Genomic DNA, 18,537 nt, shown 5'->3' on the forward strand with positions numbered 1-18,537 from the left:
ATGAGTGCACGTCGTTATAGTCCGGGCATGACAGCCGGTCAAGAGGTTCGCCCGGGGGGTCGCGAGGCGCAGAAGCGGCGCACGCGGAACGCCATCGTGGCGGCCACGCGGGAGCTGGTCGCGGGCGGACGCACGCCGTCGATCGACGAGATCGCGGCGGCGGCCGACGTCTCGCGGCGGACGATCTACATGCACTTCCCGACGCTGGACCACCTGCTGCTCGACGCCGCGTCGGGGTTGCTCGCGGAGACGACCGTCGACGCGCGGCTGGCGGCCAGCGAGGAGCAGGGGGAGGACGCCGTGGCCCGCACCGATGCGCTCGCTCGCGGGCTGGCCGAGACGGCGCCGTCGGCGCTGCCGCTGGGGCGCAAGCTCATCGCGCTGACCGTGGACACCCCGGCGGGATCCGTCCGCCGGGGGTACCGGCGGACCTCGTGGGTGGAGCGGGCCCTGGCGCCGGTGCGCGAGGAGCTGTCGCCGGAGCGCTACGAGCGGCTGGTCTCGGCGCTGTGCGTCGTCCTCGGCTGGGAGGCGATGGTCGTGCTGCGCGACATCCGCGGTCTGGACGCCGCCGACGAGGAGGAGACCCTGCGCTGGGCCGCGCGGGCGCTGGTGCAGGCCGCGCTGGAGGAGGAGCGGACGTCGTGATGACCGAACCCGTCAACCCCTGGACGTGGCAGGAGCGCTTCGGCTACTCGCAGGCCTGGCGGGTGGACGGCGCGGAGTCCCTGGTCGTCGTCGCCGGGCAGGGCCCGATCGCTGCGGACGGCTCGCTCGTCGGTGCCGGCGACTTCGAGGCGCAGGCCCGCCGGACCTTCGAGAACCTCCGCACCGTGCTCGAGGCGGCCGGCACGTCGTTCGCCGGTCTGGTGTCGACGACGACGTACCTCACCGACGTCACGCGAGCCCGCGACCTCGGCCGCGTGCGCGCCGAGTTCGTCACCGGGCCGCCGCCCGCGGGCACCGTCGTCGGCGTCACCGGCCTCGCGGTGCCCGGCATGATGCTGGAGATCTCTGCGATCGCCGTCCGGTAGCAGGGTTTCAGACGGCGGCGGGCGTGCCCGCGGGTGTGACGACGAGCCAGGTGCCGCCGAACTCGGCTACGCCGTGGCAGAGGACCTGCCCCGGGCCCTCTGCGGCGTAGTGGTAGAGCGGGTGGCCGGCGTAGGTGACCTGGGTCGAGCCGTCGTTCCGCGGCGTCGTGCCGAGCAGCTCCGCCTGGGCCTCCCCGGCCGCGACCGGCGGTCCGTCGGTGAGCACCGGGGGCCAGGCCGCGGCGCAGTCGCCGTAGCAGTCGGGGCTGCTGGTCGTCTCCTTGTCGAACAGGTAGATGGCCTGTCCGCGGAGGTCGAACAGCATGGTCCCGTAGTCGCTGCCACCGGTCGTGACGGTCTGCGCGGCGGCCGCCGGCTCGCTCGAGGAGGAGCTCGGCGTGGTCGGCCCGGTCGCGGTGGACGCTGCCGCGGGGGTCTCGCTGTCCGCGGAGGAGCCACCGCAGCCGGTGAGGAGCAGGCCAGTCGCGAGCAGACAGGCGGCGAGGCGCCGGGGAAGGGACATCGTCGACCTCCGACTCGTCGACGACCACGGTCTCGGCGGCGGGCCGAGCTGTCAACGACGCCACGAACCTCCGGCCGCCATCGAAGATGGGGCAACTGCCCCATGTGTGCCACGTGGTGTCGCTCCTAGCGTTCGCGGCATCAACCGCACCGGCAGGGAGGGCCCGAGATGGGGTTCACGAACAAGAGCACCGCCGAAACACAGGATTTCGGCCTGGCCGTCGATCGCTCCGCGGACCTCGACGACATCACCGTCAACTTCGTCAGCATCCGTGAGACGCACTCGCTCAAGGACGCGCTCGCCGGCCTGCCGAACGGGCAGTGCGCGTGTCCGCACTGGGGCTACGTGCTCGCCGGCACGCTGACGGTCGACTACGGCGACCGCGAGGAGTCCTACGGCCCGGGTGACGCCTTCTACATGACGCCGGGTCACGTGCCGACCGCCGAGGCCGGAAGCGAGTTCGTCCAGTTCAGCCCGAAGGACCAGCTGGCGGCCACCGTGGCTGCGATCCAGGCGCACATGCAACAGCTCCAGCAGGCCTGAGGGCCCAGTCGCCGAGCTGGGTGAGCGAGGTGGTGACGCCGCCGTCAGGGCGATGCACCGCCGGTACCGCGGCGGCAGGTGCACCAGGCGAGGCGCAGTTCATCGTCGGGCGGGGCAGCGCGACGCAGGGCGCCGGTCAGCCGGGCGTCAGTTCCTAGGTCGATGTCGTCGAACCGCCTCACGGTGGTGTGCATCGACGCCGACGCCGCCCGCTCGGTGAGCACCTGCTCCGTGACGCCGTCCATCCACGCTGCCGCGCGGAGCGGGCAGCCCGGCTCGTGCTCGGTCACGGGGGGATTGTCTCTCGTGCTGCGGACATGTCGGCTGGTCGACTTGATGACGAGCCGACATGTCCGGGTGTCGATCAGAAGGGCGGTGGATCCGGTTCGGGTGGTGCCGGTGGTCCATCTCCGCGCTGAAGGTGGCCCGCCCGTCGGCGCCGGGCTCGACCCACACGTCGGAGTTCTTCGCGGCCAGGTCGCGCCGCTCGTCGGCTCCGTCCGGGTCCAGCTCCAGCAGCACCGCCCGGATGCGCATCTTCAGCGCGTCGAACCCCAGAGTCACGGCTTCGGGCAGTACGACCTGCTCGACCCGCCAGGCCAGCCGCGGAGCGGTGTGCTCGAGGGTGTCGGCGAAGATCTGCGCCCGCCGCTCGTCCAGCTCCCCACACTTCAGGGCGGCGAAGGTGGCCGGCAGGCTGTCGCGCCAGGTGAACGCCCGGGTCGCCTTGTGCGCGGCGGTGCCCCGGCCGACCCCGAGGACGGCGGCGAGCTCGTCGACGAAGAACTCCGAGACGCCGGGGAACTCCGACCGCGCCGACATCCAGTAGGTCTTGGCTGCCCCCGGGTGATCCGGCGGCGGGTCGTCCTCGTCGGGGCACAGCGCGGCCAGCCGCAGGATGAACCCCGCCTCCTCGGCGGCCGCCCGCGACCGCTGCCGCTGGATCAGCTGCAGCCAGGCCGCCGTGCGCTCCTTGGGCGGGCGCGCGGCGGCCGCCCGGTGCGACTCGTGGACGACGTCGATCACGAACCAAGGTTCGTGAGCGGCGGTCGTCGTCATGACCCCAACCCAGGCACGGGGTACGACGGTTCTCGAAGCTCAGCGCGACAGAGAAGAACGCCCCGCACCCGGCGCGGCCTCGGCCGACAGCAGCGGCAGGGTCCGGAAGGGCACCAGCACGGACAGCGCGATCACGCTCGTCGAGCGGACGACGTTCGGCGAGCGCCCCAGCTCCACGAGCACCTGCTGCAGCGCCTCGTGCGAGCGGGCCGCGACCCGGCACAGCACGTCCCCCTGACCGGTCGTCGCGTGCGCCTCGAGCACGCCGGGGATCGCCTCGAGGTCGTGCCGGACGGCGTCCAGCGCCCCCTGCGCGATCTCCAGGGTGACGAACGCCTGCACGCCGAACCCGGCCGCGGCGACGTCGACGTCCGGACCGTGCCCGGTCACCACCCCGGAGGACTCGAGTCGCTGCAACCGCGCGGTCACCGTGCCGCGGGCGACGCCCAGCAGCCGCGAGAGCTCCAGGTCGCCGGCCCGGGGATGGTCGCGCAGGGCCGTGAGCAGGGCGACGTCCAGACCGTCCATGACTGTGCAGTCTGCACAGCAGAACCGACTGACCGCTAGACCGAACCATCCGAACGGGCAGTCGGCAGAGTGCCGCTTGCGCAGCAGGCGACCGAGGGTGTGCCCTGGCTCACGCACCGCACGCACAGGAGGAGGAGCGATGAGCCTGGACCAGATCCTCAACGACGAGGAGCGGCTCGCCGAACTGGACCTCGACCAGCTCAAGCAGCTGGTCGGCCTGGTCGAGCACGACGACTCGACCGACCCGTTCCCGGTCTCCGGGTGGGACGCCCTGGTCTGGACGGTCGGCAACGCCGTGCAGACGGCGCACTTCTTCCAGTCCGCGTTCGGCATGGAGCTGGTCGCCTACTCCGGCCCCGAGAACGGCAACCGGCACCACCACGCCTACGTGCTCACCTCCGGGGCGGCGCGCTTCGTCATCCAGGGCGCGTACGACCCGGCCAGCCCGCTGGCCGACCACCACCGCACGCACGGCGACGGCATCGCCGACATCGCGCTGACCGTGCCCGACGTCGACCGCTGCATCGAGCACGCCCGCCGGCAGGGCGCCACGATCGTCGAGGAGCCGCACGACGTCTCCGACGAGCACGGCACCGTGCGCCGCGCCGCGATCGCCGCCTACGGCGACACCATCCACTCCCTGGTCGACCGCTCGCGCTACAGCGGCCCCTACCTGCCGGGCTTCGTCGAGAAGCGCTCGACCTTCGTCAAGCGGCCGGGTGCGGCCAAGCGGCTGTTCCAGGCCGTCGACCACGTCGTCGGCAACGTCGAGCTCGGCAACATGGACCAGTGGGTCGACTTCTACAACCGGGTCATGGGCTTCACCAACATGGCCGAGTTCATCGGTGAGGACATCGCCACCGACTACTCCGCGCTGATGAGCAAGGTGGTCGCCAACGGCAACCACCGGGTCAAGTTCCCGCTCAACGAGCCGGCGCTGGGCAAGAAGAAGTCGCAGATCGACGAGTACCTCGAGTTCTACTGCGGTCCCGGCGCGCAGCACGTCGCGCTGGCCACCAACGACATCATCGCGACCGTCGACGCGATGACCGCCGAGGGCGTCGAGTTCCTCTCCACCCCGGACTCCTACTACGAGGACCCCGAGCTGCGCGGGCGCATCGGCACCGTGCGCGCGCCGATCGAGGAGCTGCAGCGCCGCGGCATCCTGGTCGACCGCGACGAGGACGGCTACCTGCTGCAGATCTTCACCAAGCCCACCGGGGACCGGCCGACCGTGTTCTTCGAGCTGATCGAGCGCCACGGCTCGCTCGGTTTCGGTAAGGGCAACTTCAAGGCACTCTTCGAAGCGATCGAGCGCGAGCAGGAGCGGCGCGGCAACTTCTGACGGAGGAGTCCGGTGGCGCACTACAGGCAGATCGGGCAGGTGCCGCCGAAGCGGCACACGCAGTTCCGCCGTCCGGACGGCGGCCTGTACGCCGAGGAGCTGATGGGGGAGGAGGGCTTCTCCAGCGACTCCTCGCTGCTCTACCACCGCGGCATCCCGTCGGCGCTGGTCGACGTCCGGCCGTGGGAGCTGCCCGACCAGGCGACCACGCCGAACAGCCCGCTGGTGCCACGGCACCTCAAGCTGCACGACCTGTTCCCGGGCGAGGAGCACAAGGCCACCGACGCGGTGACCGGCCGGCGGCTCGTGCTGGGCAACGCCGACGTCCGCATCTCCTACGCGGTCAGCAGCGTGGCGAGCCCGCTGTACCGCAACGGCACCGGCGACGAGTGCGTGTTCGTCGAGCGCGGGACGGCGACCGTCGAGACGGTCTTCGGCGTCCTCTCCGTCGGCCCCGGCGACTACGTGATCCTGCCGCGGGCGACCACGCACCGGTGGCTCCCCGCGGGGGAGGAGCCGCTGCGCACCTACGTGATCGAGGCCAACAGCCACATCGCCCCGCCCAAGCGCTACCTGTCCCGCTACGGGCAGCTGCTCGAGCACGCGCCCTACTGCGAGCGCGACCTGCGCGGCCCGGTCGAGCCGTTCACCGTCGAGGGCGGCGACGTCGAGGTGTACGTCAAGCACCGCGGCGACGGCCCGGGCGGCCTGGCGGGGAGCATCCACGTCGTCCCGGAGCACCCGTTCGACGTGGTCGGGTGGGACGGCTGCCTCTACCCCTACGTGTTCAACGTCGCCGACTTCGAGCCGATCACCGGGCGGGTGCACCAGCCGCCGCCGGTGCACCAGGTGTTCGAGGGGCAGAACTTCGTCGTCTGCAACTTCGTCCCGCGCAAGGTCGACTACCACCCGCTCGCCGTGCCGGTGCCCTACTACCACTCCAACGTCGACTCCGACGAAGTCATGTTCTACGTCGACGGCGACTACGAGGCGCGCAAGGGCTCGGGCATCGGCAAGGGCTCGATCAGCCTGCACCCGGGTGGGCACTCGCACGGCCCGCAGCCGGGGGCGACGGAGCGGTCGCTGGGGGTCGAGTTCTTCGACGAGCTGGCCGTCATGGTCGACACGTTCCGCCCGCTCGCGCTGGGTGAGGCCGGGGCGGCGGTGGACGACGGCCGCTACGCCTGGTCCTGGTCCGGCCGCGGGCCCGCGACGTCGTGACCTGGCTGGAGCTCCCCGAGGACACCGGGTTCGGCCTGGCCAACCTGCCGTTCGGCGTCTTCTCCTGCCGCGGGCGGGTGATGCGCACCGGGATCGCGGTCGGCGACGCCGTCCTCGACCTCGGCGGGCTGACCGAGGACCCGCTGCACCTGTCCGGCTCGCTCAACGAGCTCATGGCCCTCGGCCCGCGCGCCTGGCGCGAGCTGCGCGAGCAGGTGACCGACTGGCTCACCCAGCCGTCGTGCCGGCGGGTCGTCGAGCCGCACCTGATCCCGCAGGCCGAGGTGCGGATGCACCGGCCGTTCGAGGTCGCCGACTACGTCGACTTCTACAGCTCGCAGCACCACGCGGAGAACCTCGGCCGGATCCTGCGGCCGGGCACGCCGCCGCTGCCGGCGAACTGGAAGCACCTGCCGGTCGGCTACCACGGCCGGGCCGGCACGGTCGACGTCTCCGGCACACCGGTGGTGCGTCCGTGCGGTCAGCGCAGGGACGGCGACGACGTCACCTTCGGGCCGACGCGGCGGCTGGACATCGAGGCCGAGGTGGGCTTCGTCGTCGGCATGCCCTCCGAACCCGGCACCAGCGTGCCGGTGGCGGCGCTGCCCGAGCACGTCTTCGGCGTCTGCCTGGTCAACGACTGGTCGGCCCGCGACCTGCAGGCGTGGGAGTACGTGCCGCTCGGGCCGTTCCTCGGCAAGTCGTTCCTCACCTCGGTCTCGCCGTGGGTCGTGCCGCTCGCCGCGCTGGACGCCGCCCGCGTCGCCCCGCCGCCGCGCGACGTCCCGCTGCAGCCCTACCTGCAGGACGACGCCCCCTGGGGGCTCGACCTCACCCTCGAGGTGCGGCTCAACGGCGAGGTGGTCAGCCGGCCGCCGTTCGCCTCGATGTACTGGACGCCGGCCCAGCAGCTGGCGCACCTCACGGTCAACGGCGCCTCGCTGCGCACCGGCGACCTGTTCGCCTCGGGCACGGTCAGCGGCCCGGAGCGCGACCAGCGCGGGTCGCTGATCGAGCTCTGCGAGGGTGGCGCCGATCCCCTCACCCTCGCCGACGGCACGACGCGCACGTTCCTCGAGGACGGCGACGTCGTCACGATCACCGCCACCGCGCCGGGTGCCGACGGCTCGCGGATCTCCTTCGGCGAGGTGACGGGGCAGGTCATGCCGGCGCGGTGACCGCCGGGTCCAGGCCCAGGGCCTCGAGGCCGGCCGGCGCCAGCACGAAGAGCTCGACGGGGAAGGCATCCGGTCCCCGGAAGTTCAGGTGCGCGCCGAACTCCGAGTCCACCGGACCGGAGTGGGGGATCCCCGCCTCCTCCAACCTCCGGATCCACGCCTGGAGGGCGGCGGTGTCCGAGACGGCGAGGGCGAGGTGGTCCAGGCCCGTGCGGCGTTCGTCGAACGGGCCGGTCACGGCGCCGTCGTGGTTCGCGAGGCCGATGACCAGGGGGTTCGGGCGGTACAGGAGCAGGGCGAACGCGGGCGCGCGGTCGAGGACCTCGAAGCCCATCGTGCCGCTCCAGAAGGCGACGGCGGCGTCGAGATCGGCCACGCTGAGGCCGACGTGGGAGAGGCCGGCCAGCGGCGGCGCGGTCATCGCCGGCTCTCCCGGCGCTGCGTGAGCCGGCGGACGCCGATCGGCGTCCCGAAGCACAGCGCGGTCAGGGTCAGCCCGTCCCCGACGACGTCGAGGACGCGCCGGGCCAGTTCGGTGTGGTTGCGCATGCCCACACGCTCCTGCCCGGGCGCATCCCGTCGCGTCGGGGAAATCCCCCGACAACGCCGGCGCACCGGCGCTAGCGTTCCCCCGTGCTCGTGGGTCGGGCGGCCGAGCGGGCGGTCGTCGCCGCCGTGCTCGACGCGGCACGGGCCGGGCGCTGCCGCACCGTCTGCTTCGAAGGCCCGGCCGGCGCCGGCAAGACCACGCTGCTCGCCGCGGCCGCGACCGCCGCCGACGGGTTCCGGTGCGTGCGGACCACGGGTGTCCAGGCCGAGCTGGAGCTCGGGCACGCCGGTCTGCTGGAGCTGCTGACCCCGCTGCGCGGTCTCGTCCCCGGCCTGCCGGCGCCGCAGCGGCGATCGCTGGCCGCCGCCCTCGGCTGGGCCGAGGGGAGCCCGGCGGGCGACCGGTTCCTCGTCGCGGTGGCGACGATGACCCTGCTCGCCCGAGCGGCCGAGGACGCACCGGTCCTCGTGCTCGTGGACGACGTCCAGTGGGTGGATCGCGAGTCGGTCCGCGCTGTGGCCTTCGCGGCGCGACGGCTGCAGCACGACCGCGTGGCCTTCGTGCTCGCTCGGCGACCACCGGAGAGCACGGACGACGAGCTCGCCGACCTGCCGAGGCACCAGCTGCGCGGCCTGGAGCTCGCGGCGGCCGCGGAGCTGCTGGGCCCCTCGGTGGCCCCGCCCGTCGCCGAGACGCTGGTCGCAACCACCGGCGGCAACCCGCTGGCGCTCGTGCAGGCCGTGGGCTCGCTGACCCCCGAGCAGCGGCGCGGCTCGGCACCCCTGCCCGAAGTGCTGCCGGTCGGCGAGCGCACGGATGCCGCGCGGCTCCTCGCCGGACTCGGGTCGGGTGCCCGGCGGGCCGTCGTCCTGACCGCGCTGTCGGCGGGGACCGAGGCGGGGCCGATCGTGTCCGCTCTGCTCGCCGCCGGCGAGGACCCCGACGCCGCGCTGGGCGAGGCCGAGCGCGCCGGTGCGCTCGTGCTCGGCCCGGGCACCGCGGACTTCGCCCATCCGCTGCTGCGCTCCGCTGTGCTCGGCTCCGTGCCGCCGGAGGCGCGCCGGGAGGCGCACGCCGGTCTGGCGGCCGCGCTGGCCGACGATCCCGATCGGGCTGTCCGCCACCGCGCCCGAGCGGTGCTCGGGACGGACGAGGTCCTGGCCGGCCGTCTCGAGGAGCTGGCCGCACGGGAGCGGCTGCGGCGCGGCTTCGCTGCCGCGTCGGAGCTCCAGGAGCAGGCGGCCCGGCTGCACGTCTCGGGGGCGGCCACCGCCGCCGCTCGGGCGCTCGCCGTGGAGGACGCGTTCCTCGCCGGCGACCCGCGGCGGGTCCGGACGTCGGCCGCGCAGTTGCTCGCCGGATCCGCCCCGCCGGGCGCGCGTGGACGTGCCCTGCTCTGCCTGGGCACGCTGGAGCACTACGCCGGCTCGGTGCCGGCCGCACCGGGGCTGCTGCGTGAGGCGGCGTCCTGCTCGACCGGTTCGGTCCGGCTGCGGGCGCTCACCGAGCTCGGCGTTGCGGCCTACCGGCTGGCCGACCGCGCGGCGGTCACCGAGGTCGCGGACGAGATCACGGCGACCGCCGACCGCTCCGACCCGGAGCAGGCGATGCTGGCCGACTACGCGCACGCGCACGCGCTCGCCTTCGCCGGGGACTGGTCGGGGGCCCGGCCGCTCGCGCTGCGCGCCTTCGACCTCCTGGAGCGCGAGCCGCTGCTGCGCGACGAGCCCCGCTACCTGATGGTGGCACTGCTCGCGGCAGGCTGGGCCGACGACGTCCGGCTCCTCGACGGGGTGCTCGACCGCCGGCTGGCCGCGGCCCGGGCGGCCGGGGCGCTCGGCGTCCTGCCCCCGGTGCTCAGCCTGATCGCAGGGGGAGCCCAGTTCGCCAGCGAGCACCGCCTGGCCTACGCCGCGGCGGGCGAGTCGGTCGAGCTCGGCGGCGAGCTCGGCTACGTCGCCGACGTGGCCACCTCCTGCGAGCTCCTGGCCTGGGAGGAGGCGGCCCGCGGCCGGCACCGGGAGGCGGCGGCCGCCCTGGCCAGAGCGCGTGACCTGGGTGACCGTGCAGGAGTGACGCCCCGAGCGGTGCACCTGCACCTGGTCGACGCGTTCACGGCGCTGTGCCGGGGCGACCTGGCGCGCGTCGTCCTCGTCCTCGAACGGCAGATCGCCGCGGACGGCGGACGGCTCCCGCGGGGTGAGTACGAGCTGTCGGTCGCCCCCGACCTGGTCGAGGCCTATCTCGGCCTCGGACGCCGCGACGACGCCGTCGCCCTGGCCGCCCGGCACGCGGCACTGCACCGCGACTCACCGGTGCCCGACATCCGCGGCCACGTCGAGCGGCTGACCGGCCTGCTCGCGGACGACGACGCCGCGTCCGACGCCGCCTTCGAGCGGGCGCACGACGCGCACACGTCCGGCGCCGTCCCGGTCGAGGCGGCCCGCACCCGCCTGCTCCACGGTGCGCGGCTGCGCCGAGCCGGGCGGCGGGTGGCGGCCCGCCATCAGCTCGAGCGCGCCGTCGAGGCGTTCGACGCGCTGGGACTGGACGGCTGGACCCGGCGGGCCCGCGACGAGCTGGCCACCACCGGTCAGCGGGCGCGCCGCGGTCCCGCGGCGGGCGACGAGCTGACCTCGCAGGAGACCCGCGTGGCGCTGCTGGTGGCCCAGGGGATGACCAACAGGGACATCGCCGCCGCGCTGTTCCTGAGCCCGAAGACCGTCGAGCACCACCTCACGAGCATCCTGCGCAAGCGGGGACTGCGATCCCGCGCCGCCGTCGCCGCGCAGTTCGCGCGTCAGGCGACCTGAAGCGACCGCTTCGCCATCCCGATCTGGAAGTCGTCGATCACCGTGGTCGGCGCGGCGGTCGGGTCGGTGGCCGCGCCGAGGGTCACGAACAGCGGCGTGAAGTGCTCGACCGTCGGGTGCGCGTACGGCATGCCGGGCGCCCGGCGGAAGTCGGCGAGGGTGTCCAGGTCACCCGTCGCCAGGGCCTCGGCCACCCAGGCGTCGAACTCGCTGGACCACGCCGGGACGGCGTTGAACTCGACCATCTCGCGGGTCATGAACGGCAGCCCGTGGGTCATGAAGCCGGAGCCGACGAGCAGCACGCCCTCCTCCCGCAGCGGGCGCAGCCGCCGGCCGAGCTCGACCAGCCGCGCCGGGTCGTGCGTCGGCATGGACAGCTGCAGCACCGGCACGTCGGCCCACGGGTACATGACCTTGAGCGGCACCCACGCGCCGTGGTCGAGGCCGCGCCGGGCCGACGCGTGCACCGGCTCGGTGGCCGGCATGAGCGCGGCCACCCGGCGGGCGAGGGCGCTCGCGTCCGGCGTCGCGTAGGTCATCTCGTAGTAGCGCCGGGCGAAGCCGCCGAAGTCGTAGACCAGCGGCGTCCCGGCCTCCGGCGCCGAGAGCGCGAGCGGCGCGGACTCCCAGTGCGCGCTCACGATGAGCACCGCCGTCGGCTTGGGCAGCGCCTGCGACCACGCGAAGAGCTGGCCGATCCAGTGCGGGTCGTCGAACAGCGGCGGGGCGCCGTGGCTGAGGTACAGCGCCGGCATCGGCCCGTCGTCCGGCGTCCAGGTGGGGCGGCCGCGGTCGGCGGGGGCGGTGGCGGCGAGGAACTCGTCGAACGCCGCGGCCGGCGTCTCGGGGAAGAGGAACGACATGGCTACAGCACCCTCCGGACGTACTCGGCGAGCGTGGTCGTCGGCCGGCCGATCAGCTCCGACAGCTGGTGGCTGCCGGTGTCCAGGGCGCCGTTCGCGATCGCCTGGTCGGTGCCGACGACGAACTGCACGGCGCCCTCCGGCAGGCCGGCGGCCTCGAGCGCGCGCGCGTGCTCCTCGGCGGACAGGTCGCGGTAGGTGACCTCGCGACCGGTCGCCGCCGCGACCGCCGCGGCGAGGTCGGCGAGCGTCCAGGCCTCGTCGCCGCCGAGCTCGTAGATCCCGGGGACCGGCTCGGCCGCGGTGAGCACGGCGACCGCGCCGGCGGCGAGGTCCGCGCGCGTGGCCGCGGCGATCCGGCCGCCGTCGGCGCTGCCGACGACCTCGCCGGTCTCGGCCGCCCGGGCGATCGCCGGGTCGTAGTTCTCGAAGTACCAGTTGTTGCGGAGCAGCGCGCCGGGCAGGCCGAGCTCGGCGATCAGCCGCTCGGTCGCGAGGTGGTCGGGGGCGACCGCGAGCGCGCTGCTCTCCGCCTTGGGACCGCTGGTGTAGGCCACCAGCTCGACTCCGGCGGCCTGCGCGGCCCGCAGCACGGTGCCGTGCTGCGCCACCCGCGTGCCGAGCTCGCTGCCGGAGATCAGCAGCAGCCGGTCGGTGCCGGCGAGGGCCTGCGCGAGGGCGTCGGCGTCGTCGTAGTCGGCCTGGCGGACCTGGACGCCGCGCTCGGCGAGGTCGGCGACCTTCTCCGGACTGCGGACGACGGCGACCACGTCGGCGGCGGGGACGCCGGCGTCGAGAAGACCGAGGACGACGAGCCGGCCGAGCTTGCCGGAGGCTCCGGTGACGGTGAGCATGCGAACCACGCTAGGCGCATTTAGTTGAGAGATCAAGCAACTGTGGTCGGGGAGACTGCCGGCATGCCGATCGTGCTGCTCGTCCGCCACGGCCAGGCCTCGTTCGGGGCGGAGGACTACGACAGCCTCTCCGACCTCGGGCGCCGCCAGGCCGAGCTCGCCGGGCACCGGCTCGCCGCGGCCGGCCTGCGGCGGCCGGTGGCGGTGCACGGCTCGCTGCGCCGCCAGCGGGACACGGCGAGCCTGGCGCTGGCGGCTGCGGGGATCGGGACGACGCCGCGGGCCGACGAGCGGTGGGACGAGTACGACCACATCGACCTGGTCCGCCGGTACGCCTCGGCGCAGGGAGCGCCCGAGCCGACGACCTCGCGCGAGTTCCAGGTCGTGCTCGACGCGGCGCTGACCGCCTGGGTCGAGCACGGCGACGCCGGCGGGTGGCCGGCGTTCACCGGCACCGTCGGCGACGCCCTCCGCGAGCTGGTCACCGGCCTCGACAGCGGCCAGGACGCCGTCGTCTTCACCTCGGCCGGCGTGATCGCCGCGGTCTGCGCCGACCTGCTCGGCACCGGCGCGCCGGGCCTCGTCGCGCTCAACCGGGTGGCGGTCAACGGCGCGATCACCAAGCTCGCCGCCGGGCGCTCCGGCCTGGCACTGCTCACCTTCAACGAGCACTCCCACCTCGAGGGTGAGGACCTCACCTACCGCTGAGCCGCTCGAGGCCGTCGAGGATCAGGTCGAGCCCGAACTCGAACTCCGCGCCGAAGTCGTAGCCGGGGCGCAGCACGTGCTCCCGGGTGAACGCGGCGAGGTTCGGGAACTCGTCGACCGGGAAGTGCGCGAGCATGGCCTGCGCCATCTCGGCCGTCTGCTCCGGCGTGTCGAACGGCAGACCCTTCTCCTGCAGGGCGAAGCCGTAGACGTAGCTGTCGATCGCGGCGAACGCGTGCGCGGTGAGCTCCATCGAGAAGCCGGCGGCGAACAGGCAGCCGAGTACCGCGTCGTGCTGGCGCAGGGTGGTGGCGCCGGGCGAGGTGCGCGACTCCATGAGCCCGACCGCCCAGCGGTGCCGGGTCAGCGCCTCCCGCATCGAGATCGCCCGCTGCCGCAGCGCCTTCTTCCAGTCGCTCCCGGCCGGGAGGTCGATCTCGGCGAAGACGAGGTCGACCATGCCGTCGAGCAGCGCCTCCTTGCCGGCGACGTGGTTGTACAGCGACATCGCCTCGACCCCGAGCGCCTGCCCGAGCTTGCGCATGCTGAGCGACTCGATGCCGGCCTCGTCGGCGAGGGCCACCGCGGCCCGCAGCACCTGCTCCCGGTCCATCCCTCTCCGCGGCACGTTGACAAGCTTACGGCGTAAGTCTATTACTTACGCCGTAAGTCTCACTCGTCGGGAGGGCACCATGACCACGCACCAGCTGCCGGCCACCATGACGTCGCTCGTCCAGGACTCCTACGGCTCCGACCCGGAGCAGACGCTCCGGACGGCGGAGGTCGCCCGCCCCGCCCCCGGGGACGGCGAGGTGCTGGTGCGCGTGCGCGCGGCGAGCGTCGACCGCGGCACGTGGCACCTGATGGCGGGGCTGGCCTACCCGATCCGGCTCGTCTTCGGCCTGCGCCGGCCGCGGTTCGCCAACCCCGGCCGCAACCTCGCGGGCACCGTGGCGGCGGTGGGCGCCGGGGTGGACGGGTTCCGGGTGGGCGACGAGGTGTTCGGGCTCGCTGCCGGCAACGGCACGTTCGCCGAGTACGTGGTCGCGCGGCCGGACCGGCTCGCGGCCAAGCCGGCGAACGTCTCCTTCGAGGAGGCGGCCACCGTTCCGGTGTCCGGCAGCACGGCCCTCCAGGCGGTGCGCGACCACGCGCGGGTGCGTCCGGGGGAGTCCGTGCTGGTGCTCGGCGCGTCGGGCGGCGTGGGGAGCTTCGCCGTCCAGATCGCCAAGGCCATGGGCGTCGAGGTGACCGGGGTGGCCAGCGCCGGCAAGCTGGAGGCGGTGCGGGCGCTGGGCGCCGACGCCGTCGTCGACTACACGGCCGAGGACCCGGTCGACGGGCGCCGCCGCTACGACGTCGTCCTGGACATCGCGGGCAACCGCCCGCTGCACCGGCTGCGGCGGGCGCTGACCCCGCACGGGCGGCTGGTGATCGTCGGGGGCGAGACCGGCGGCCGGTGGCTCGACGGCCTCGACCGGCAGCTGCGGGCGGTCCTGCTCTCGCCGTTCGTCGGCCAGCGGCTGGGCTTCTTCGTGAACAAGGAGAACGCCGCGGACCTGGCGGCCCTGCGCGAGCTGATCGAGGCCGGCCGGGTGCGCACGGCCGTCGAGCACGCGTACCCGCTCGCCGAGGTGCCGGTCGCGATCCGGCGGCTGGTCGACGGGCAGGTCACCGGCAAGCTCGCCGTCACGATCGGGTGATGCCGGGCCAGCGCTGCGACCGCCTACGATCCCCGGCGTGAGGCCTTTCCTGCTGCTGGCCTCGCGCGCCGAGGACCAGGCCGCCGACGACGAGTACGCCGCGTTCCTACGGTTCGCGGGGCTGCCACCCGAGCAGTTGCACCGCGTCCGGCTGGAGGCGGGGCCGCTGCCCGACCTCGACCTCGACGACTACGCCGGCATCTTCCTCGGCGGCAGCCCCTTCAACAGCAGCGATCCGCCGGAGCTCAAGTCGCCGGTGCAGCGGCGGGTCGAGGCCGACCTGGCGCGGCTGCTCGACGAGGTGGTCGCGCGCGACTTCCCCTTCTTCGGCGCCTGCTACGGCGTCGGCACGATCGTCAGCCACCAGGGCGGCGTGGTCGACCGCACGTACACCGAGCCGCTGTCGGCCGTGTCGATCCAGCTGACCGCGGCCGGCGCGGAGGACCCGCTGCTGGCCGGCGTGCCCGATCGGTTCGACGCGTTCGTCGGGCACAAGGAGGCCTGCCGGGTGCTGCCGCCGTCCGCGGTGCTGCTGGCGACCGGCGAGGCGTGCCCCGTGCAGATGTTCCGGGTGGGCGCCAACGTCTACGGCACGCAGTTCCACCCCGAGCTCGACGCGCCGGGCTTCTGCGCCCGCGCCCGCGTCTACCAGCACTACGGCTACTTCCCGCCCGACGAGCTGGACGCGCTGATCGCCCGGCTCTCGCAGGGCGTCGTCACCGAGCCCGGCCGCCTGCTCAAGAACTTCGTCGCCCGCTACGCCTAGCCGCCAAAAGGACGCAGTTGGCGGCGCCGAAGTGGCGCGATCGGCGGGGGGATCAGCGGACGGCGAGATCGCGGGTGCGGGCGCGGCGGTGAGCGGCCATCCGCACCGGCGCGTCGAGCGTGCCGTAACCGTCGTAGCCGCGCAGCCGCTGCACGAACTCGACGAACACGCGGTCGCCGAGCACCTCGGTGGCCAGGTGCAGGTAGGCGCCCGAGGCGTCCTCCTCGTACATGAGCCCGTGCTCCCGGATCGCGGCCAGCAGCGCCGGATCGAGGTCGAACCGGGCGTCGAGGTCGTCGGCGTAGTTCTCCGGCAACGCGAGCAGCGGCGCACCCGCAGCGCGAAGCGCCACAGCCGTCGCCACCAGGTCGTCGGTCGCCAGCGCGACGTACTGCGGCTCCGGCACCCCGGGCGACCAACCGCCGCGGCGCAGTGCGGACACCGACAGCGCCAGCCGCACCGACCGCGCGGCGTCGGTGACCGCCCGGGTGCGCACCAGCCCGAACGGCGCGGCCACCTCGGTCGTCGTCTGCGGCTCCAGGCCCAGGACGGCGCGGTAGAACAGCGCCGCCTCGTCGAACGAGTCGAACGGCTGGGTCAGCCCCACGTGGTCGACGCCGGTCACCCCGACGCCGTCCTCGGCGGTCTCGCCGGTGGCCAGGAAGTCGGCCGGCCAACCGTCGGGACCGGTGCGGGTGAACAGGATCTGCGTGCCGTCGGGCGCGGCCACCGTCGACAGGTCGGCCTCCGCGGCACCGCGGGTGCGCGGCAGCACGGGCGCCTTGAGCGCCTCGGCCCGCGCCGCGGACAGCGACGGGTCGGCGCTCTCCAGCCCGAGGGCGGTCACCGCCGCGACACCGGCGGCAGCAGGCCGGACGACGGCGTCGTTGAGCAGCACGCGGGCGGCGCCCTGCTCCCACAGCTGCACCGGCTTCGAGCGGTGCTGCCCGGTGTGCGCGAAGCCGAGAGTGCGCAGCACCGAGGCCAGCTGCGGCCCGGAGATCCCGTCGACGCCGAGCTCGACGAACGACCAGCCCGACAGCGGCGGCGCCGGCGGGGGAGCCGCCAGCCCGGACGACGGCGAGCCAGCGGCCAGCGCTTCCTGCAGCCACCGCAGCGACCGCATCGCGTCGACCGCCGTCCGCCCCGGGTCCGACTGGCGGAACACGTCGTTGAAGACCTCCAGCGACCACGGCCCGGCGTAACCGGTCGCGAGGACGGCGGCGACGAAGCCGGGCAGGTCGAAGGCCCCCTGGCCGGGGAAGAGCCGGTGGTGGCGGCTCCACTGCAGCACGTCCATGTGCAGCTGCGGCGCGTCGGCCAGTTGCAGGAAGAACAGCTTCTCCCCGGGCACAGCGGCGAACCCGGCCGGATCGCCGGCCCGCGAGAGCACGTGGAAGCTGTCCAGGCAGAGCCCGAGCGCGGGGGAGTCCACCGCCCGGACGACGTCCCACGACGCGTCCCAGGTCGAGACGTGCGCGCCCCACGCCAGCGCCTCGTAGGCGATCCGCAGCCCGCGCTCCCCGGCCCGGGAAGCCGCCACGGCCAGCTGCTCCGCGAGCCGGTCCGGAGAGCCCACCGCGTCGGGCGAGACCGAGGAGCACACCAGCACCGTGTCGACGCCGAGCTCGGCCATGACGTCGAACTTGCGGTCCAGCCGGCGCAGGTTCCGCGCGAAGCGCTCGGCGTCGGTCGAGTCGAGGTCGCGGAAGGGCTGGTAGAGGTCGATCGACAGGCCCAGGTCGGCGCAGCGCTCGGCGAGCTCGCGCGGCGACCACGGCGCGGCGACCAGGTCGGGCTCGAACACCTCGATCCCGTCGAAGCCGGCGCCCGCGGCCGCGATCAGCTTGTCCTCGAGGGTGCCGGACAGGCAGACCGTGGCGATCGAGCGGCGCGGCTCAGCCGACACGGGCGGCGTCCCCGATCAGCTGCGCGAAGTGGGCCAGCATCCGGTCGGCGTCGGGCTCCACCCCGGTGAACAGCTTGAAGGCGTCGACCGCCTGGAACACCGCCATGCCGCCGCCGTCGAGCACCCGGCAGCCGCGGGCCCGGGCGGTCTGCACGAGCGCGGTCTCCAGCGGCCGGTAGACGATGTCGGCCACCCACAGCTCGGGCCGCAGCAGCTCGGCCGGCAGCGGCAGGCCGGGGTGGGCAGCCATGCCGGTCGGGGTGGCGTGCACCAGGCCGTCGGCGGTGGCGAGCGCATCGGGGGCGTCCGCGGTCCCGGTGCCGACGGCGCGGCCGCGGCCGAAGCGCTTGACCAGCGAACCGGCGAGCTCGCGGGCGCGGCGCTCGTCGACGTCGGCGATCGTCAGCTGCCGGGTGCCCAGCGTGAGCAGCGCGTGCGCGACGGCCGCCCCGGCCCCGCCCGCGCCGAGCAGCACCACGCGGTCCAGCGGGGCGTCGGCGAGGCCGCGGTCGAAGGAGCGGGCGAAGCCCGACCAGTCGGTGTTGTGCCCGATCGCCCGGCCGTCGCGGAACACCACGGTGTTCACCGCGCCCAGCGCCTCGGCGTCGGGGGAGAGCGCGTCGAGGTGCCCCAGCACCAGCTGCTTGCAGGGGTGGGTGACGTTGAGGCCGTCGTAGCCGGCCATCCGCGTGGCCGTGAGCAGGTCGCCGATGGCGGTCGCGGGCAGCCGCAGCTCGTCGAGGTCGAAGCGGCGGTAGAGGTAGCGCAGGCCCAGGGCGTCGGCCTCCCGCTCGTGCATCGGCGGGGTGAGCGAGGGGCCGATCCCCGTGCCGACCAGGCCGACGAGGAAACCGCGAGAGCTGGGGGACACGGGAGACCTCCGCTTGTGTACCAACTGGTGAGTTAGTACCGAGGGGACCACACTTCCGGGCCGGGCGCC

General features: G+C 74.2%; 20 protein-coding genes. 10 read left to right on the top strand and 10 right to left on the bottom strand.

The window, feature by feature from the left end:
• Positions 1-27 precede the first annotated feature (27 nt).
• The gene (locus GGQ55_RS18150; protein ID WP_179719097.1) at positions 28-648 is read left to right on the top strand and encodes a TetR/AcrR family transcriptional regulator; all 621 of its coding nucleotides are present in this window, start codon (positions 28-30) and stop codon (positions 646-648) included.
• A complete protein-coding gene (locus tag GGQ55_RS18155; RefSeq protein WP_179719099.1) occupies positions 648-1,034 on the top strand; it encodes a RidA family protein in 387 nt (128 codons plus the stop codon). The genes GGQ55_RS18150 and GGQ55_RS18155 overlap by 1 nt, the downstream gene beginning before the upstream one ends.
• A 7-nt stretch (positions 1,035-1,041) precedes the next feature.
• On the opposite strand, the gene GGQ55_RS18160 is transcribed toward GGQ55_RS18155, so the two are convergent.
• The gene (locus tag GGQ55_RS18160) at positions 1,042-1,557 is read right to left on the bottom strand and encodes a COG4315 family predicted lipoprotein (RefSeq protein WP_179719101.1); all 516 of its coding nucleotides are present in this window, start codon (positions 1,555-1,557) and stop codon (positions 1,042-1,044) included.
• 168 nt (positions 1,558-1,725) lie between these two features.
• Between GGQ55_RS18160 and GGQ55_RS18165 the strand changes: the two genes are divergently transcribed.
• Positions 1,726-2,100: an AraC family ligand binding domain-containing protein gene (locus GGQ55_RS18165; RefSeq protein WP_179719103.1), complete on the top strand. Its 375-nt coding sequence runs from the start codon at positions 1,726-1,728 to the stop codon at positions 2,098-2,100.
• 147 nt (positions 2,101-2,247) lie between these two features.
• Here the strand turns inward: GGQ55_RS18165 and GGQ55_RS18170 are convergent, their stop codons facing one another.
• Complete coding sequence (locus tag GGQ55_RS18170) at positions 2,248-3,126, bottom strand: DUF222 domain-containing protein (protein WP_366489646.1); 879 nt, start codon at positions 3,124-3,126, stop codon at positions 2,248-2,250.
• Between the two features lie 72 nt (positions 3,127-3,198).
• Positions 3,199-3,687, bottom strand: coding sequence for an Lrp/AsnC family transcriptional regulator (locus GGQ55_RS18175; RefSeq protein ID WP_179719106.1), 489 nt, complete (start codon positions 3,685-3,687; stop codon positions 3,199-3,201).
• Positions 3,688-3,826: 139 nt separating this feature from the next.
• Here GGQ55_RS18175 and hppD point away from each other — a divergent pair, with 139 nt between their 5' ends.
• The 3 genes from hppD to fahA are packed head-to-tail and all read left to right on the top strand — an operon-like array spanning position 3,827 to position 7,431.
• On the top strand, positions 3,827-5,032 hold the full coding sequence (gene hppD / locus GGQ55_RS18180) for a 4-hydroxyphenylpyruvate dioxygenase (protein ID WP_179719108.1): 1,206 nt from the start codon (positions 3,827-3,829) through the stop codon (positions 5,030-5,032).
• 12 nt (positions 5,033-5,044) lie between these two features.
• A complete protein-coding gene (locus GGQ55_RS18185; protein WP_179719110.1) occupies positions 5,045-6,253 on the top strand; it encodes a homogentisate 1,2-dioxygenase in 1,209 nt (402 codons plus the stop codon).
• Complete coding sequence (fahA, locus tag GGQ55_RS18190; RefSeq protein ID WP_179719112.1) at positions 6,250-7,431, top strand: fumarylacetoacetase; 1,182 nt, start codon at positions 6,250-6,252, stop codon at positions 7,429-7,431. Before GGQ55_RS18185 ends, fahA begins: the two co-directional genes overlap by 4 nt.
• Here the strand turns inward: fahA and GGQ55_RS18195 are convergent.
• Complete coding sequence (locus tag GGQ55_RS18195; protein WP_179719114.1) at positions 7,415-7,852, bottom strand: VOC family protein; 438 nt, start codon at positions 7,850-7,852, stop codon at positions 7,415-7,417. The genes fahA and GGQ55_RS18195 overlap by 17 nt on opposite strands.
• A complete protein-coding gene (locus GGQ55_RS27940) occupies positions 7,849-7,980 on the bottom strand; it encodes a hypothetical protein (RefSeq protein WP_281371322.1) in 132 nt (43 codons plus the stop codon). The genes GGQ55_RS18195 and GGQ55_RS27940 overlap by 4 nt, the downstream gene beginning before the upstream one ends.
• 84 nt (positions 7,981-8,064) lie before the next feature.
• Here GGQ55_RS27940 and GGQ55_RS28540 point away from each other — a divergent pair, with 84 nt between their 5' ends.
• Positions 8,065-10,794 carry a helix-turn-helix transcriptional regulator gene (locus GGQ55_RS28540; RefSeq protein WP_179719116.1) on the top strand — a complete coding sequence of 910 codons (2,730 nt, stop codon included), beginning with the start codon at positions 8,065-8,067 and terminating at the stop codon, positions 10,792-10,794.
• On the opposite strand, the gene GGQ55_RS18205 is transcribed toward GGQ55_RS28540, so the two are convergent.
• Positions 10,782-11,657, bottom strand: coding sequence for a dioxygenase family protein (locus GGQ55_RS18205; protein WP_179719118.1), 876 nt, complete (start codon positions 11,655-11,657; stop codon positions 10,782-10,784). The genes GGQ55_RS28540 and GGQ55_RS18205 overlap by 13 nt on opposite strands.
• Before the next feature lie 2 nt (positions 11,658-11,659).
• Positions 11,660-12,511, bottom strand: coding sequence for an NAD(P)H-binding protein (locus GGQ55_RS18210; protein WP_179719120.1), 852 nt, complete (start codon positions 12,509-12,511; stop codon positions 11,660-11,662).
• 63 nt (positions 12,512-12,574) lie between these two features.
• Between GGQ55_RS18210 and GGQ55_RS18215 the strand changes: the two genes are divergently transcribed.
• On the top strand, positions 12,575-13,219 hold the full coding sequence (locus GGQ55_RS18215) for a histidine phosphatase family protein (protein WP_179719122.1): 645 nt from the start codon (positions 12,575-12,577) through the stop codon (positions 13,217-13,219).
• On the opposite strand, the gene GGQ55_RS18220 is transcribed toward GGQ55_RS18215, so the two are convergent.
• On the bottom strand, positions 13,206-13,832 hold the full coding sequence (locus tag GGQ55_RS18220; RefSeq protein ID WP_179719124.1) for a TetR/AcrR family transcriptional regulator C-terminal domain-containing protein: 627 nt from the start codon (positions 13,830-13,832) through the stop codon (positions 13,206-13,208). The two genes, GGQ55_RS18215 and GGQ55_RS18220, sit on opposite strands and share 14 nt — an antisense overlap.
• A gap of 79 nt (positions 13,833-13,911) precedes the next feature.
• Between GGQ55_RS18220 and GGQ55_RS18225 the strand changes: the two genes are divergently transcribed.
• Both GGQ55_RS18225 and GGQ55_RS18230 read left to right on the top strand, forming a co-directional pair.
• Positions 13,912-14,922 carry an NAD(P)-dependent alcohol dehydrogenase gene (locus GGQ55_RS18225; RefSeq protein ID WP_246323834.1) on the top strand — a complete coding sequence of 337 codons (1,011 nt, stop codon included), beginning with the start codon at positions 13,912-13,914 and terminating at the stop codon, positions 14,920-14,922.
• A 37-nt stretch (positions 14,923-14,959) separates the two neighbouring features.
• The gene (locus GGQ55_RS18230; protein ID WP_179719126.1) at positions 14,960-15,688 is read left to right on the top strand and encodes a glutamine amidotransferase; all 729 of its coding nucleotides are present in this window, start codon (positions 14,960-14,962) and stop codon (positions 15,686-15,688) included.
• 52 nt (positions 15,689-15,740) lie between these two features.
• Here GGQ55_RS18230 and GGQ55_RS18235 read toward each other — a convergent pair whose 3' ends face one another.
• Positions 15,741-17,597 carry a bifunctional sugar phosphate isomerase/epimerase/4-hydroxyphenylpyruvate dioxygenase family protein gene (locus GGQ55_RS18235; RefSeq protein ID WP_179719128.1) on the bottom strand — a complete coding sequence of 619 codons (1,857 nt, stop codon included), beginning with the start codon at positions 17,595-17,597 and terminating at the stop codon, positions 15,741-15,743.
• A complete protein-coding gene (locus GGQ55_RS18240) occupies positions 17,587-18,468 on the bottom strand; it encodes a shikimate dehydrogenase (protein WP_179719130.1) in 882 nt (293 codons plus the stop codon). The genes GGQ55_RS18235 and GGQ55_RS18240 overlap by 11 nt, the downstream gene beginning before the upstream one ends.
• Positions 18,469-18,537: the final 69 nt, after the last annotated feature.

The sequence above is a fragment of the Petropleomorpha daqingensis genome (assembly GCF_013408985.1).
Taxonomy (GTDB): Bacteria; Actinomycetota; Actinomycetes; order Mycobacteriales; family Geodermatophilaceae; genus Petropleomorpha; species Petropleomorpha daqingensis.

What these genes read in the sequence shown, in the direction of transcription:
- GGQ55_RS18210 (WP_179719120.1), bottom strand. Translation starts at nt 12,511, where the DNA reads ATGCTCACCGTCACCGGAGCCTCCGGCAAGCTCGGCCGGCTCGTCGTC.
- GGQ55_RS18160 (WP_179719101.1), bottom strand. Translation starts at nt 1,557, where the DNA reads ATGTCCCTTCCCCGGCGCCTCGCCGCCTGTCTGCTCGCGACTGGCCTG.
- GGQ55_RS27940 (WP_281371322.1), bottom strand. Translation starts at nt 7,980, where the DNA reads ATGCGCAACCACACCGAACTGGCCCGGCGCGTCCTCGACGTCGTCGGG.
- GGQ55_RS18165 (WP_179719103.1), top strand. Translation starts at nt 1,726, where the DNA reads ATGGGGTTCACGAACAAGAGCACCGCCGAAACACAGGATTTCGGCCTG.
- GGQ55_RS18215 (WP_179719122.1), top strand. Translation starts at nt 12,575, where the DNA reads ATGCCGATCGTGCTGCTCGTCCGCCACGGCCAGGCCTCGTTCGGGGCG.
- GGQ55_RS18220 (WP_179719124.1), bottom strand. Translation starts at nt 13,832, where the DNA reads ATGGACCGGGAGCAGGTGCTGCGGGCCGCGGTGGCCCTCGCCGACGAG.
- hppD (WP_179719108.1), top strand. Translation starts at nt 3,827, where the DNA reads ATGAGCCTGGACCAGATCCTCAACGACGAGGAGCGGCTCGCCGAACTG.
- GGQ55_RS18225 (WP_246323834.1), top strand. Translation starts at nt 13,912, where the DNA reads ATGACCACGCACCAGCTGCCGGCCACCATGACGTCGCTCGTCCAGGAC.
- GGQ55_RS18205 (WP_179719118.1), bottom strand. Translation starts at nt 11,657, where the DNA reads ATGTCGTTCCTCTTCCCCGAGACGCCGGCCGCGGCGTTCGACGAGTTC.
- GGQ55_RS18155 (WP_179719099.1), top strand. Translation starts at nt 648, where the DNA reads ATGACCGAACCCGTCAACCCCTGGACGTGGCAGGAGCGCTTCGGCTAC.
- GGQ55_RS18195 (WP_179719114.1), bottom strand. Translation starts at nt 7,852, where the DNA reads ATGACCGCGCCGCCGCTGGCCGGCCTCTCCCACGTCGGCCTCAGCGTG.
- GGQ55_RS18150 (WP_179719097.1), top strand. Translation starts at nt 28, where the DNA reads ATGACAGCCGGTCAAGAGGTTCGCCCGGGGGGTCGCGAGGCGCAGAAG.
- GGQ55_RS18175 (WP_179719106.1), bottom strand. Translation starts at nt 3,687, where the DNA reads ATGGACGGTCTGGACGTCGCCCTGCTCACGGCCCTGCGCGACCATCCC.